General features: G+C 63.2%; 17 protein-coding genes. 11 read left to right on the top strand and 6 right to left on the bottom strand.

Annotated elements, in window-relative coordinates:
• Positions 1 to 19: 19 nt before the first annotated feature.
• From ruvA to rcdA, 3 genes are all read right to left on the bottom strand, one after another.
• A complete protein-coding gene (gene ruvA / locus NKJ08_RS02325; RefSeq protein ID WP_023678001.1) occupies positions 20 to 640 on the bottom strand; it encodes a Holliday junction branch migration protein RuvA in 621 nt (206 codons plus the stop codon).
• Positions 641 to 650: 10 nt separating this feature from the next.
• Positions 651 to 1,160, bottom strand: coding sequence for a crossover junction endodeoxyribonuclease RuvC (ruvC, locus tag NKJ08_RS02320; protein ID WP_352775443.1), 510 nt, complete (start codon positions 1,158 to 1,160; stop codon positions 651 to 653).
• Between the two features lie 158 nt (positions 1,161 to 1,318).
• Positions 1,319 to 1,846, bottom strand: coding sequence for a protease adaptor protein RcdA (rcdA, locus tag NKJ08_RS02315; RefSeq protein WP_352775441.1), 528 nt, complete (start codon positions 1,844 to 1,846; stop codon positions 1,319 to 1,321).
• A gap of 577 nt (positions 1,847 to 2,423) precedes the next feature.
• Here rcdA and NKJ08_RS02310 point away from each other — a divergent pair.
• Positions 2,424 to 2,975: a DUF2269 family protein gene (locus NKJ08_RS02310; RefSeq protein WP_352522868.1), complete on the top strand. Its 552-nt coding sequence runs from the start codon at positions 2,424 to 2,426 to the stop codon at positions 2,973 to 2,975.
• Between the two features lie 41 nt (positions 2,976 to 3,016).
• Here the strand turns inward: NKJ08_RS02310 and NKJ08_RS02305 are convergent, their stop codons facing one another.
• Positions 3,017 to 3,784, bottom strand: coding sequence for a sulfite exporter TauE/SafE family protein (locus NKJ08_RS02305; protein WP_352781161.1), 768 nt, complete (start codon positions 3,782 to 3,784; stop codon positions 3,017 to 3,019).
• Positions 3,785 to 3,880: 96 nt separating this feature from the next.
• A complete protein-coding gene (locus tag NKJ08_RS02300; RefSeq protein ID WP_352775436.1) occupies positions 3,881 to 4,330 on the bottom strand; it encodes an Lrp/AsnC family transcriptional regulator in 450 nt (149 codons plus the stop codon).
• Between the two features lie 134 nt (positions 4,331 to 4,464).
• On the opposite strand from NKJ08_RS02300, the gene NKJ08_RS02295 reads away from it, so the two are divergent.
• The 3 genes from NKJ08_RS02295 (at position 4,465) to NKJ08_RS02285 (ending at position 7,218) form a co-directional block, all read left to right on the top strand.
• Entirely contained in the window at positions 4,465 to 5,361 is an 897-nt protein-coding gene (locus NKJ08_RS02295) for a DMT family transporter (RefSeq protein WP_352775433.1), read from the top strand.
• 176 nt (positions 5,362 to 5,537) lie between these two features.
• A complete protein-coding gene (locus tag NKJ08_RS02290; RefSeq protein WP_352775430.1) occupies positions 5,538 to 6,185 on the top strand; it encodes a thiamine phosphate synthase in 648 nt (215 codons plus the stop codon).
• A gap of 40 nt (positions 6,186 to 6,225) precedes the next feature.
• A complete protein-coding gene (locus NKJ08_RS02285) occupies positions 6,226 to 7,218 on the top strand; it encodes a tetratricopeptide repeat protein (protein ID WP_352775427.1) in 993 nt (330 codons plus the stop codon).
• Between the two features lie 45 nt (positions 7,219 to 7,263).
• Here the strand turns inward: NKJ08_RS02285 and NKJ08_RS02280 are convergent, their stop codons facing one another.
• The gene (locus tag NKJ08_RS02280) at positions 7,264 to 8,280 is read right to left on the bottom strand and encodes a zinc-dependent alcohol dehydrogenase family protein (protein WP_352775424.1); all 1,017 of its coding nucleotides are present in this window, start codon (positions 8,278 to 8,280) and stop codon (positions 7,264 to 7,266) included.
• Between the two features lie 110 nt (positions 8,281 to 8,390).
• On the opposite strand from NKJ08_RS02280, the gene NKJ08_RS02275 reads away from it, so the two are divergent.
• From NKJ08_RS02275 to NKJ08_RS02245, 7 genes are all read left to right on the top strand, one after another.
• The gene (locus tag NKJ08_RS02275; RefSeq protein WP_352522875.1) at positions 8,391 to 9,248 is read left to right on the top strand and encodes a LysR family transcriptional regulator; all 858 of its coding nucleotides are present in this window, start codon (positions 8,391 to 8,393) and stop codon (positions 9,246 to 9,248) included.
• Between the two features lie 137 nt (positions 9,249 to 9,385).
• The gene (gene efp, locus NKJ08_RS02270) at positions 9,386 to 9,952 is read left to right on the top strand and encodes an elongation factor P (RefSeq protein ID WP_023678016.1); all 567 of its coding nucleotides are present in this window, start codon (positions 9,386 to 9,388) and stop codon (positions 9,950 to 9,952) included.
• 81 nt (positions 9,953 to 10,033) lie between these two features.
• Entirely contained in the window at positions 10,034 to 10,834 is an 801-nt protein-coding gene (locus NKJ08_RS02265) for an inositol monophosphatase family protein (RefSeq protein WP_352522876.1), read from the top strand.
• Between the two features lie 99 nt (positions 10,835 to 10,933).
• Positions 10,934 to 11,641 (top strand): PAQR family membrane homeostasis protein TrhA, encoded by a 708-nt coding sequence (gene trhA, locus NKJ08_RS02260; protein WP_352522877.1) that lies wholly within the window; start codon positions 10,934 to 10,936, stop codon positions 11,639 to 11,641.
• A gap of 116 nt (positions 11,642 to 11,757) precedes the next feature.
• Positions 11,758 to 12,783, top strand: a complete 1,026-nt coding sequence (locus tag NKJ08_RS02255; protein ID WP_352522878.1) for a MotA/TolQ/ExbB proton channel family protein — start codon at positions 11,758 to 11,760, stop codon at positions 12,781 to 12,783.
• Position 12,784: 1 nt separating this feature from the next.
• Entirely contained in the window at positions 12,785 to 13,816 is a 1,032-nt protein-coding gene (locus NKJ08_RS02250) for a peptidoglycan -binding protein (RefSeq protein ID WP_352775419.1), read from the top strand.
• Between the two features lie 269 nt (positions 13,817 to 14,085).
• Entirely contained in the window at positions 14,086 to 14,484 is a 399-nt protein-coding gene (locus NKJ08_RS02245) for a hypothetical protein (RefSeq protein ID WP_352775416.1), read from the top strand.
• The last annotated feature ends 185 nt before the right edge of the window (positions 14,485 to 14,669 follow it).

The raw sequence follows: 14,669 nt of genomic DNA, 5'->3' as shown, positions 1-14,669 counted from the left end.
GTGCGGGACAAGCAACGTCTCACCGTGCCAGCTCCTTCAGCCCGAACCGGATCAGCTTCGACGCGTCCGCCTCCTCGCCTGCCGTCTTCAGCGCCGCCGCCACCGCATTGGCGGCGGTGTCGCGCGAATAACCGAGATTGACCAGCGCCGAGACGGCGTCGGTGATCGGCGCCGAAGCGACGCCCTCGCCGAGCTCCTGCTTCAGGCCGATGGTGCCGGACGCAGTGCCCGCATAGGCCGGCGCCTTGTTCTTCAATTCGGTAACGATGCGCTCCGCCACCTTCTTGCCGACGCCGGGCGCGCGGCTGACCATGGCGATATCGCGCAACGCAATTGCGTTGGCGAGGTCGGCCGGCGCCAGCGTCGAGAGAATTGCCAGCGCGACCTTGGCGCCGACGCCCTGCACATTGTTCATCAACAGCCGGAACCACTCGCGCTCCAGCACCGACTGGAATCCATAGAGCCGCAGCATGTCCTCGCGCACATAGGTCTCGATGAACAGCACCACTGCCTCGCCCGGCCGCGGCAATGCCGCCAGCGTGCGCGCCGAGCAATAGGCGACATAGCCGACGCCATGCACGTCGACGATGCAGAAATCCTCGTCGATCTCGTCCAGCGTGCCTTTTAGCTTGCCGATCATGCCTGATACCTCATGCCAGCGCCGCCATCCTGTAGGCGATGCTCTGCCGGTGATGCGCGTGACAGATGGCGATGGCCAGCGCGTCGGCGGCGTCGTCGGTGTCGAAAGTCGCCTTCGGCATCAGCACCTTGACCATCATGTGGATCTGTTTCTTGTCGCCATGGCCGACGCCGATCACCGCCTTCTTGACGGCGTTTGGCGCATATTCGGCAACGACAAGGCCGGCACGCGCCGGCACCAGCATGGCGATGCCGCGTGCCTGGCCGAGTTTGAGCGTCGCCACGGCATCCTTGTTGACGAAGGTCTGCTCGACCGCCGCCTCGTGCGGCATCGCGGCATGCAGGATCTCGACAAGCCCGTCATGCAATTGGCAAAGACGCACCGCCAGCGTTGCCTTGTCGTCGGACCGCACGGTGCCGGAAGCGACGAAGCGCAGCGAATTGCCGAGGCTTTCGACGATGCCCCAGCCGGTGCGCCTAAGTCCCGGATCGATGCCGATGATGCGAATCGCTTCCCCCATCCGCCAACTTTACCCCCGGCAGACAGCGATGCCAGCGAAATGTGAACAAACCAGAAACAGGCGAGAACCGAAGCGGAGCGGACTTTTAGATCCGTGAGCATCGGAAGCGCAGAAAACCGCGCCAGGTGTCCGTCAGAGTAGAATTATCAAGCAGCCTGTCAGCCGCGGGCGAAAGCCGTGTTCAGCAGCGTGATCTGGTCGGAGACCGGATTGAGGCGACGGCTCGACGGCGGCACCTCGGCGAGGCCGCCATAGATCTCCTCGTCCATGCGGCGCACCAGCGCCTGCAGGCGCAGCGACCGGTTGACGAGGTCGACGAAATCCTTCGGCAGTTCGGCCCAGCCGGGCGCCTCCTCATGCGCGGAGGCGGTGTCGAGACGCACCTTGGATTTTTCGGAGGCGACCTGATCGCGGGTCATCTCGCCGGAATTCGCCGCCCGCTGCAAAAGCAGCCACGAGGCGACCTGCATCAGCCTTGTGGTCAGCCGCATCGATTCGGCCGCATAAAGTGTCGCCGCCAGCCTCGACAGCTTCTTGGCCTCGGCCCGGCCCTTGCCGTCGAGATATTCGGCCGCCTGCTCGACCAGGCCCATGCCTTCCTGATAGAGCGGCTTGAAGGATTGGGAGAAAACCCGGCGCTCCGCCAGTTTGATGGTTTTCGCGCCGGCCTTCGAAGGCTCGTTCATTTGCTACGCCCCTGCACTTGCCTAACAGCCGGCCGATTTGGCTCTTGGCCGTCACATCCGGCAGCCTAAACGACTGAAGCTTGAAAATGCGCTTCGCCGGCAGCGAAGGCAAGCACATGTTTAACAAACGGTTAACGGCCCCATTTGACGCCAAGGGCTCCTTGCCGACGAACAAAAAAAGAGCCGCGGATAAGGCGGCTCTCAGGAGTTTAACAGGGAGGCGTCAAACAAAGTGGCTCCAACCACTCGGTAAGAATCCAGATCACTGGATGGGCATAGTAAACGCCTGTAAAGCTTAACGAAGCCTTAACGAAGGGCATATTTTTCGATCAAGCGCCCAGCATCTGTGCCGTAACAGCACAGCCGACCGGCTAAGGATCGTTTGCAACACCGGCTGGAAAGTGGAGCAACGCGCTTGCGCAATGGTTCCTCCAGATCGTGACCGACATACCGAAACAAAACCGCCCTCCGCGCGACATCGTTCCGAAACAGGCGCCGCGCTAAACGCCCGCTCCTCGCAACGAGGCGGAGCAAACCTTGCGCTCCGGCAATCATCAAATTTCTCAAGGAGCGAACCATGGACTGGTACTCGGTCGTTAAATTTCTGCACATCGTCTCGGCGATCCTCTGGGTCGGCGGCGGCTTCACGCTGATGCTGCTTGCGGTCCGCGCCGATCGCGCTGGAAACGTCGAAGGCATGCTGCAGGCGATGCGCGCCACCGGCGAGCTCGGCAACCGGTTCTTCGCGCCGATGTCGATGCTGACGTTGCTCTTCGGCCTCATCATGTGCGGCTTCTGGGTCGGCTTTTCCGATCTGTGGGTGCTGATCGGCCTTGCCGGTTATGCGACGACCTTCTGCATCGGCATGTTCGTCTTCAAGCCGACTGCCGACCGCATGGCCGGTATGATCGCCAAGGATGGCGTGACGCCGGCAGTGCTTGCCCAGGGCCAGCGCGTTCTCAATGCTGCGCGCTTCGACTATTCGGTGATGCTCGTGATCATCGCCGACATGGTGCTGAAGCCGACGCTGCACGACATCACCATTCTTGGCTGCATGGCGTTGGTGCTGGCAACGGGCGTTGCTCTCGCGTTTGGCAGGACGCGGCCGCTGCTGCCGAGTGCCGCCTGAGGCTTAAAGAATCCGGCGGCGGCCGGCTGGGGGCCGCCGTCTTATAAAAGGCCGGCGATGCCGTCCCACAGAAGCTTGACCGCGACGACCGCCACGGTCGCATAGGTGAAGGGATAGAACAGCTCCGGCCGCATCCGCCGCACCAGCCAGGCGCCGGCGATGGTCAGCGGCGCTAGCGGCATCAGCACCGCCGACGCGGTCAGGTTGGTGGTGTCGAACTGGCCGAGCGCAAAGTAGGGGATGAGCTTCAGCGCATTGGTCACGGCGAAAAAGATCGCCGCGGTGCCCGACAGCACCTTCGGATCGAGCCTGATCGGCAGCGCATAGACCTGAAACGGCGGGCCGCCGACATGGGCGACGAAGCTGGTGAAACCGGCGACGGCACCCCAGAAGCCGGCGGCGACGCGGTTGGGCTGCGCGGAATGTGTCGCCCCATGGCGGATCTGCACATAAATCCAGCGTAGCACGAAGATCAGGGCGACCGCGCCGACGATCAGCCGCACCATCTCTTCGGTAACAAGCGCCGCCGTCAGCCAGCCGAGGGCGATGCCGGCCACGGCACCCGGCATCATGTCGACCAGCATCTTGCGGTCGAAGATACCCCACCATGTCCATACCGAGACAATGTCCATCAGGCACAGAATTGGCAGAAGAATTGCGGCAGCCTGAACCGGCGGCATGGTCAGCGCCATCAATGGCACGCCGACAAAGCCGACGGCGCCGCCGAAGCCGCCTTTCGACAGGCCGACGAGGATAACGGCCGGAATGGCCGCGGCATAGAACCAGGGATCGACGAGCAGGCCTGACATGGGGGAAAGGAGGCTGGAGGGAAAGTTGAACTCTGGAATAGACCAGAAATGGTCAGGCCGCGACCGCAAATATGTGGGCCACGCCAGCGGAGCCCGTCACATGTTTGGCATGTCGAGCGGCGGCGGGCGCCTCCGGATCGGCTGCGCCTTGATGATAGCGGTGCTGGTTTCGGCCTTGTCAGCGATACGGTCGAGAATCCGGTCGAGCTCGCCGATCGAGCGGACGAACAGCCGGGCGACGAAGCAGTCATCGCCCGTCACCTTGTCGCATTCGCCGAATTCCGGGGTTTCCTCGATCAGCTTCTGGACGATGTGCAGCTTGCCCGGCAACGGCCGGATGCGAACGATCGCTTGCAAGGTGTAGCCGAGCGCCTGCGGATCGATGTCGATGGTGAACGCGCGGATGACGCCGCGATCCTCAAGCCGCCGAAGCCGCTCTGAAACGCTTGGCGACGACAGCCCGACCTGCAGCGCCAGTTCCTTCAGTGAGGTCCGCGAATCCTTGACCAGGATATCGAGGAGCTTTCTGTCCAGCTCGTCCAGCATTTTACAATTCCAAGGAAAAGGCGATGTTGACCTAATTTAATGAGGTTCATTCTGCATATCACCGGCCATAAATCATAGAAAGGCCCGATCCACTGTGAGATTATAAAAATTTCAACAGGCTTTCAGGAGCATCTATGGACAACACGGTACGCGGCACGATCGAAATGACGGCGGCGATGGCGATCCTCGGCACAATCGGCTGGTTCGTCGTCCTTTCCGGTCAACCCATCATGGACGTGGTGTTCTGGCGCTGCGCCTTTGGTGCGGTAACGCTGCTGATCATCTGCGCGGCGCTGGGACTGCTGCGCGGCAGGCTGTCGCTTCGCATTGTCGCGATCGCGGCTCTCGGCGGTGCTGCCATCGTTATCAACTGGCTGCTGCTGTTCAGCGCGTTTTCCCGCGCGTCGATCTCGATTGCCACGGCTGTCTACAACACGCAGCCCTTCATGCTGGTCGGCTTTGGTGCGCTCTTCTTCTCCGAACGGCTGACGATGATCAAGCTGACCTGGCTTGGCATCGCCTTCGCCGGCATGCTGCTGATCGTGCAGGCCGCACCCGATGCTGGCCCCGCTGCAGGTGATCACGGCGCGGATTACTTTACCGGCATCGCGATGGCGCTGGCTGCGGCTTTCTTCTGGGCCGTTGCGGCTATCGTCACCAAGAAACTCAAAGGCACGCCGCCGCACCTGATCGCCCTGATCCAGGTCTGCGTCGGCGTTCTCATGCTGGCGCCGTTCGCCAATCTCACCCACCTTCCCGCCGATGCGCAGAGCTGGGTCATGCTGGCGACACTCGGCATCGTCCATACCGGTCTGATGTACATCCTCATGTACGGCGCCATTCAGAAGCTGCCGACGCATTTGCAGGGATCGCTGTCTTTTATCTACCCTGTGGTCGCGATCCTGGTCGATGTCGTCGCTTTCGGCCACCGGCTGCATCCGGCCCAGATCGTCGGCGCCGCCGCCATCTTGGTCGCCGCCGCCGGCATGAACCTCGGCTGGTCGCTATGGAAATCGAAAGTGCCTGCCTAGAGCCCGCAAGCGACCAAGCGAGGAGAATTTCGGCCAACGGCAGTCACGCGCCAAGCCCGATAGAATTGTTGACGGCAATCGTGATCCCCCTGCCGTCTGTTCAATTCCTGCACTTTGCTCTATGCCGCAATGCAACCATCTTCGCCCGGCATAGGCGATAACCGGGATCGAACTCAATGAATGACGCAACGCCCCCCAACCGCTGCCGTATCGTGCTGATCGCGCCGCCGAACGTGCCGGCCGAGCACATTGCGGCGGCCTTCGACGGCGGTGACGTCGCCTCGCTCATCCTGCCGGTAAACGGCATGGACGAGGCCTCTTTCCAGGCCTTTGCCGAGCGGATCGTGCCGGTGGCGCAAGCGGCCGGCGTTGCCGTCATCATTGCCGGCGACACCCGCATCGCCGGCCGCGTTCAGGCCGACGGCATCCATGTCGAGGTCGGCAAGGACGAGCTCGCCGAAACGATCGGACACTTCCAGGCCAAGATGATGGTCGGCACCGGCGGCGCCAAGACCCGCGACGACGCCCTGGAACTCGGCGAGATGAGGCCCGATTATATTTTCTTCGGCCGCTTCGGCTACGACAACAAGCCAGAGCCGCACCCCCGCAACCTGTCGCTAGGGCAATGGTGGGCGGACGTGATCCAGATCCCTTGCATCGTCATGGCCGGATCCGACCTTGCCTCGGTGGAAGCGGTCGCCGCCACCGGCGCCGAATTCGTGGCGCTGTCCAGCGCCGTCTTTGCCGATGGTGTCGACCCGAAGACGGCGGTCGCCGCCGCCAACGCGCTGCTCGACGAAACCGCGCCGCGCTTCGAGGACTGACGTGCTCTCGCGGACGATCCTTTTCGGTGCGTTGCTTGCAATGGCCGTGACCCAGGCCCCAGCGGCGGAGACCGTTCCGCTGCCGCAGCCCAGGCCGGATTCCAGCGAACCTGCCGACAAGCCGATCGCCGCACAATTGCCGCAGCCCGCCACCATGGCCCCGTTACCGTCGGCCGACACCATAAACCCCGAGCGCTTCGGGGCAAAACCGTCGGACGCCGCCTACGGCGCGTTTCAGCGCGGCCTCTACAAGACGGCCTACAACCTTGCGCTTTCCCGGGCTCAAAACGGCGATCCGGCGGCACAGACGCTGGTGGCCGAGATATTGTCGCGTGGCCTCGGTGTGCCGATCGACGCGGCGGCGGCGGCGAAGTGGTATGCGCTTGCCGCCGAGCAGGGCATTCCGGAATCGCAATTCCAGTATGCGCTGATGCTGCTCGACGGCCGCTACGTCAAAAAGGACGAGAAGGAGGCCTATGCGCTGATGCAGGCCGCCGCCGAGGCCGGCAACCGCCTGGCGCAGTTCAATTTTGCGCAGCTGATGGTCGAACAGGAGCCCGGCGATGCCGGTATTGCCAAAGCCATATCCTATTACGAGCGCGCTGCCGCGACCGGGCTTGCCGACGCACAGTATGCGATGGCACAGGTCTACGCCAATGGCGCCGGCGGCAAGCCGCGCGACGATGTCCGCGCCCGCGGCCTGCTGGCACAGGCCGCGCGGCAGAACTACGATACGGCACAGATCGATCTCGCCACCTGGATGATCGAGGGGCGCGGCGGCGCCCGCGACCTGAAATCCGGTTTCAGCTGGATGAAGCAGGCCGCAGAAGGCGGCAATGTCGCCGCCCAGAACCGTCTCGCCAAGCTCTACATGAACGGCATCGGCACCGATCCGGATCTGATCCTCGCCGGCGCCTGGTATGTTGTCGCCCGCCGCGCCGGGCTCATCGACCAGCAGATGGACGATTTCCTGCAGGGCCTGACCGACGAGCAGACGCGGCAGGCGCTGCAACGGGCCAACCGCCTGCCCTGACCGCGATCTCGCGATTCATTGCACCCGGACTTCGTCAGCCCGGGCTCATTGCGTGTGATCGAGGACGACCTTGCCGAAGGGCGAGCCGTGTTCAAGGTACCAAAAGGCTTCGGCAGCCCGGCTCCACGGCACGACCCGGTCGATCACCGGTCTCAACCGGTTGACGACAATGGCGCGGTTCATCGCCTCGAAGGATTCGCGTGAGCCCACCGGTATGCCTCGCGCTCTGACCTGCCGGCGGAAGATATCGAGCGGGTTGATCGCGCCATCACTGCCGCCCAGATAGCCGATGACGTTGATCTGGGCGCCGCGCGCCGCTGCCCTCAGCGATTGTGCGAAACTCTGCGGTCCGCCAACCTCGATGATATGGTCGGCGCCGCGGCCATCGGTCAATCCCAGCACGGCCGATGCCCAGTCGGGATCGGTGCGATAGTTCACGCCATCCTGCGCGCCAAGTTGCTTTGCCCGTGCAAGCTTGTCGTCGCTGCTCGACGTCACGATGACGCGCGCCCCAGCAGCCGCGGCGAACTGCATCGCAAACAGCGAAACGCCGCCGGTGCCGAGGCAAAGCACGGTTTCGCCAGGCTTCACACTGCCTTCCGTAAACAGCGCATGCCATGCCGTCACGCCGGCGCATGGCAGCGTCGCCGCCTCGACGTCGCTCAGATTGGCTGGCGCCAGCACCGCCGCCTGTTCGTCGAGCCGGGCAAATTCGCTGAGCAGTCCATCGATCGGGCCGCCGCGTTGATAGGAGGGCTCGGCCATTGCGAAACTGCCACCGACCCAGCGCTGCCAGAACGTGCCACAGACCCGGTCGCCGATCTTGAACCGGCTGACCTCGGCGCCGATGGCAATGACTTCGCCGACGCCGTCCGAAAGCGGCACCAGCGGCAATGCAAACTTCGTGTGATAGCTGCCGCGGACGATCTCGGCATCGCGATAGTTCAGCGCCGTGGCCTTGACCTTGACAATCATCTCCTGGCGCCCTGGTTCAGGCATCGGCCGCTCGACCATTCTGAGGTTCTCGAGGCCGCCCGGGTTTTGCAGTTCGATCGCTTTCATCGTTGTTCCTTTCCTGCTGGCCCTGCTGGAGGAAAAATCGCTTGCCATGCGCCCGATTTCAAATTCATAATGTTCAGAATAATTATGCCTCTGTAACATGTAGGTGTCTCATGCTCGAAGAACTGAAAACGCTGGCCCTCTTTGCCGAGGAGGGTTCGATTCAGAAGGTGGCTCGACGCCTGCCGTTGACGCAGCCGGCCGTCACCCGCCAGATCCAGCGGCTGGAGGAGATGCTCGGCACGGAATTACTCGACCGCCGGCTAAAGCCGTCGCGACTGACTCCGGCCGGAGTCGAGGTGCTGGCACGCGGCAAGGACATTCTCGCCGCCGTCGACGCGCTGAGATTATTCGCCAAGGGTAACGAGCCGGAGGGTCTGCTGCGGCTCGGCCTCGCGCATGGACTTTGCGACAAAGCCGTGGCCGCCGCCATTGCTGATGCCGTCGCGCGGTTTCCGAAGGTTTCGCTGCGTCTGAAGAGCGGCTGGAGTATTGAGTTGGCCGACCAGCATAAGCGCGGACAGCTCGACCTCGCTTTCATCCTGGACGGCAGCAATTCCAAAGCTGGCGACGGCGTCGTTGGAACCGAGCCTCTCGGCATCATCGCTGCCGAAAACACCTGCCGGCAAGCCGATGTCAGGACCACGCCCTGGGTCCTCAGCCCTGAGCCTTGCGACGCGCGCCGGCGGCTGGCGGCTGCCCTTGCCGAGGGCGGCCACAGGCTGATGGTCGGCGCCGAGATTCAGGACAGCGCGCTGCAGATCGACTGGGTTCGTCGAGGCCAAGGCCTTGGCCTGCTGCCCAAGCGGCTGCTGCAGGAAAAGCTGCCGGAGGGCATTGCCCTGGTCGACGCTCCCGGCCTCGAGCTGTCGCTGCGAATTGTCGTCTTGCGTTCGCCGCACCTGCATCTTTTGTCTAAGGTGGCCGACGCCGTGACCGAGGCCGTGACCGCCATCGTCGGGACGGACTGAGGCTGCCGCGCCGCGCTGCCGGGCCAGCTTCGTTCCCGCTTCATCGGAAGGCGCTCCTTGCCTCTCCTGGCGATTTGTGGTCTTGGAGGCGCCAAATCGCCTTCGCGGCGGTCATCTCATTTCCGGATCACACCACCATGGCCAAGATCAATGGCAACGAAATCCGTCCCGGCAACGTCATCGAGCATGATGGCGGCCTTTGGGTGGCGGTCAGGACCAACACCGTCAAGCCCGGCAAGGGCGGCGCCTACAACCAGGTCGAACTGAAGAACCTCATCAACGGCACCAAGCTCAATGAACGCTTCCGCTCGGCCGAGACAGTCGAGCAGATCCGGCTCGATCTGAAGGATTTTTCCTTCCTCTACGAGCAGGGCGACGCTTTGGTGTTCATGGACACCGAAAGCTACGAGCAGCTCGAATTGCAAAAGGAGTTCGTCGGCGATCGCGCCGCCTTCCTGCAGGACGGCATGATGGTGACGGTCCAGCTCTACGACGAAAGGCCGATCGGCATTTCGCTGCCCGACCAAGTGACGCTGACCATCACCGAAGCTGACCCGGTGGTGAGGGGCCAGACGGCAGCCTCGTCCTACAAGCCGGCGATACTCGAGAACGGCATCCGCGTGCTGGTGCCGCCCTTCATCGGCTCGGGCGAGCGCATCATCGTCGATACCAACGAAATCACTTACGTGCGCCGCGCCGACTAAGGCATGATCCCAAAAGGTTGCAGACTTTTTGGATAAGATCATGCGTCAAAGCAAATAGGCGCAGCGGCAGGAAGAAGAGCAATGGCGCGTTCCGCGATCCTCAATGTCATGGTCCAGGCCGCTATGAAGGCCGGCCGCTCGCTGTCGCGCGACTTCGGCGAAGTGCAGAACCTGCAGGTTTCGATGAAGGGACCGGGCGACTATGTCAGCCAGGCCGACCGCAAGGCGGAAGACATCGTCTTTGCCGAACTGTCGAAGGCGCGGCCCGGCTACGCTTTCCTAATGGAGGAACGCGGCGTGATCGAGGGCGACGACGGCCAGCATCGCTGGATCGTCGATCCGCTCGACGGCACCACCAATTTCCTGCACGGCATTCCGTTCTTCGCGATCTCGATCGCGCTGGAGCGCCAAGGCCAGATCGTCGCCGGCGTCATCTACAATCCGGCGATGGACGAGCTCTACACCGCCGAGCGTGGCGGCGGCGCCTTCATGAACGACCGCCGGTTGCGCGTCGCCGGCCGCACCAAGCTGGTCGATGCGGTGATCGGCTGCGGCATGCCGCATCTCGGACGTGGCCAGCACGGCAATTTCCTTGTCGAGTTGCGCAATGTCATGGCCGAGGTCTCGGGCGTGCGTAGTTTCGGCTCCGCCTCGCTCGATCTCGCCTACGTCGCCGCCGGCCGCATGGACGGTTTTTGGGAAATCGGCCTGTCGGCCTGGGACATCGCCGCCGGCATGTTGCTGATCCGCGAGGCGGGCGGCTTCGTTTCCGATTTCGCCGGCGGCCAGGAGATGCTGACCGCCGGTTCGGTCGTTGCCGGCAACGAACTCATGCAGCGCGCGCTGTTGAAGACGGTGAAGAAGCCAGTCACTCCGCGCTAATACAGGCGCACCGCGCTGAAGCGCCGCAGTCGCAAAACGGCAACCAAAGCTTGAAATACTGTCCCGCGGCCGCCCAGATAAGGCGACGCAGGATCATCGATGACGAACAGCCAGCCCAAATCCCGGAGCGAACTATCCCAGATCGACATCCCCTTCATGGGGCGCTGGCATTACTCGCGCGCCGAGATCATCGCCGACGGCATCGTCCACGCCGTGGGCATCGTACTGGCGATCGCTGCCGGCTCGACGCTGCTGGCACTGGCCGCCTTTCGAACCGGCCCCGGCGAATATGTCGCTGCCGCGTTCTATGTGGTCTCGCTGCTCACCGTGCTGTCGGTTTCGCTGGCCTACAATCTCTGGCCGGTGTCGTCGCCGGCGAAATGGATATTGCGGCGTTTCGACCACGCGGCGATCTACCTGCTTATCGCTGCGACCTACACGCCTTTCCTCGCCCAGCTCGGCGGCTCGCCGCTGGCTGTTTCGATGATCGTCCTGGTCTGGATTGCCGCGGCGGTCGGCATCGCCATCAAGGTCTTTCTTCCCGGCCGTTTCGACCGGCTGGCGATCGTCTTCTATCTCGCCATCGGCTGGAGCGGCATCGTTCTGGTGGAGCCGCTCGTACGGACGCTGCCGGCGACATCGATCGCGCTTATCGTTGCCGGCGGCATCGTCTATTCCTGTGGCGTGATCTTCTTCACCTGGAAAGGCCTGCGCTTCCACAATGCGCTGTGGCACGGCTTTGTCGTTACCGGCGCCGGGCTGCATCTGGCCGCCATGGTCGACTGCCTGGTCATCAACCGATTCTGACCGCCGGGCGCGAACGGGTCGCAATATTGCCAAGCGCCATTCAATTTCGTCACAATTCCGTTTAGAGTCGCGAACACAACGTGATCGGCGGCGACGGCATCGGAAACGGGGCACGGATGACTTTTCTCAGATCCTTCGGCATGGGCAGGCGCTCCGACGTTCTGATCTACGACCCGCACAAATTGTCGAGCCCGCAGGTCTTTCTCCTGACCATGGTGATCTTTCTGTTTATCGTGGCCTTTATCGCCGCCATCCTGACCCGCCAGATTTCGACCGCCTTCGTCACCAATCCCGGCCTCAACGGCCTGATCGTCGGGGTGCTGGCGGTTGGCATCCTGCTGGCCTTCGTCCAGGTCGGCCGGCTGTTCCGCGAGGTGCGCTGGGTCAACTCGTTCCGCGCCGGTTCCGAAACCACCGAACCGGTGCTGCTGGCGCCGATGAAGGCGATGATCGGCCGCTCGTCGACGATTGCCTTCTCGACCAGTTCGATGCGCACCATGCTGGATTCGATCGCCACCCGCCTCGACGAAACCCGCGACACCTCGCGCTACCTTGTCGGGCTGCTGGTGTTCCTCGGCCTGCTAGGCACCTTCTGGGGCCTGCTCAACACGATCGGCTCGATCCGCGAAACCATCGAGTCGCTCGATCCCGGCACCGGCGATGCAGCGGCCGTGCTCGAATCCCTGAAGCAGGGGCTTTCCGCCCCGTTGGCCGGCATGGGCACCGCCTTCTCGTCGTCGCTGTTCGGTCTCTCCGGCTCGCTGGTGCTCGGCTTCCTCGACCTGCAGGCCGGCCGTGCCCAGACGCGCTTCTACACCGAGCTCGAGAATTGGCTGTCCTCGGTCACCGACCTGTCCTCCGACATCGTCGTTGCCGACGCGGCCAAGACCGAACCCTCCGATGAAATCCGGCTGTTGTCGGAAAAGCTGCGCACCCTGCAGGAGAATGGCGGCGGCTCCAATCCGCGCGTCGCCACCGCCATGGCCAATCTCGCCGACGGCATTTCCGGCCTGGTCAAGAACATGCGCTCGGAGCAGCAGATCATGCGCGACTGGGTCGAGGCCCAGTCCGACGAGCAGAAGGCGATGCGCAACACCTTGGAGAAAATCGCCGACGCCTTGAAGAAGCCTGGAGTGCACTGACGTGGCGTTGGCGCGAGGCCGGCGCTCCGACCGTCGCATCGATTACTGGCCGGGCTTCGTCGATGCGCTGTCGACGCTGCTGTTGGCGATCATGTTCCTGCTCACGGTTTTCGTGCTGGCGCAGTTCCTGCTCGGTCGCGAGATCTCCGGCAAGGACACGGTGCTCAACCGCCTCAATTCCCAGATCAATGAGTTGACCCAGCTTCTGGCGCTGGAGCGCTCGACGACGCAGGACAAGGAAGATTCGCTCGCCAATTTGCAGGCGTCGCTGTCGGCGTCAGAGGCTGAAAAGAGCCGGCTCGAGCAATTGCTGGCGCAAGGTGCGGGTGCCGGCGACGCGGCCAACCAGCGCGCGACTTCACTTTCCGGCGAACTCGACAGCCAGCGCCAGATCAGCCAGCAGGCGCTGAGCCAGGTCGAGATCCTCAACCAGCAGATCGCGGCGCTGCGCAGGCAGATCGGAGCGCTCGAAGAAGCGCTCAACGTGTCCGAAACGCGCGACCGCGAATCCAACACCAAGATCGCCGATCTCGGCCGCCGCCTGAACGTCGCGCTGGCGCAACGGGTGCAGGAGTTGAACCGCTACCGCTCCGACTTCTTTGGCCGGCTGCGCGAAATCCTCGCCGACCGCGAGAACATTCGCATCGTCGGCGACCGCTTCGTCTTTCAGTCGGAGGTGCTTTTCCCGACCGGCTCCGAAGTGATCAACGATGCCGGCAAGGTCGAGATGAAAAAGCTCGCCGACGCCATCATCGAATTGCAGAAAGAGATCCCGCCGGAGATCAACTGGGTGCTGCGCGTCGACGGCCACACCGATAACAAGCCGCTCTCCGGCACCGGCCGCTACCGCGACAATTGGGAATTGTCGACGGCGCGCTCGACATCGGTGGTCAAGTTCCTGATCGAGAACGGCGTGCCGGCCAACCGGCTGGTCGCGGCCGGCTTCGGCGAATTCCAGCCGCTCGACCCCGCCGATACCGAAGAGGCGCGCAACAAGAACCGCCGCATCGAGCTGAAGCTCACCGAACGGTGATCTGCAACCCTTTGGCTCGCAAGCAACATGCACCGGATCGAGCCGGCTCACGTCGGCGGCATTTAGGGCACCGGTGCGGCACCGGCAAGGCCTGAAAAAGATTACCTTTTTTTAATTACACTTTGCCGCCATCGCCTTTTAGCCTTGGTCGTGGGCCGAGAACCGCCGGCGGTGGAACCGTTCATCGCGACGCGACGGAACCTGACGGCCCGCGGCCGGAAGGCAGGACAGCCCAATCACCGCCTTCCTCGGTAAAAGGAGACGCAATCATGCGCTTCTTCGCTCCCACTGCTCTGAGGACTGCAACGTTCACCGCATTTCTCGTGACAGCCCCGTTTTCCGGCGCCTACGCGGCGTCGAGCGCCGTATACAGCCCGCGCGTGGCTGGCTTGATCGATCAGGTCCAGAGCCTGGATGACGGCATTGCCGCCGCCAGGCAGGTGAACAAGATCACGCCGGCCGAGGCGCACAGCTTGCAGATGCGGGCCGCTCATATCAGCCGTGTCGCGCAAAGGACGGCTGCCGCGGGACATGGCACGATGCCGGTCAGGCAGTATCAGCAACTGCTGCACCAGGTCGACGACCTGAGCCAGAAACTCCGCACGTCCACCGGCAGTAACTCCCTGATCGGCGATGGCGCCGATGGCGGATACTATCCGAACGGCTGAAAAGGAAGAGCTGGCTTTTTCACCAGTCAAGCCTTCACCAGCCGAGCCAAAGTACGATCAAGGCAACTGCCGCCGGCACTGTCTGGATGAACAGGATTTTACGGCCCAGCCTAGCCCCGCCGGTTAAGCGCGCGGCCGAGCGGCACGGCGTCGAGAAGAAGGAGAACGGTCAAACCGCCGCGACG

The organism is Mesorhizobium sp. M0244 (genome assembly GCF_040321795.1).
In the GTDB taxonomy this organism is placed as follows: Bacteria; Pseudomonadota; Alphaproteobacteria; order Rhizobiales; family Rhizobiaceae; genus Mesorhizobium.
The sequence above is the reverse complement of the archived record's forward strand: the minus strand, read 5'-3'. Positions and strand labels throughout refer to the sequence as shown.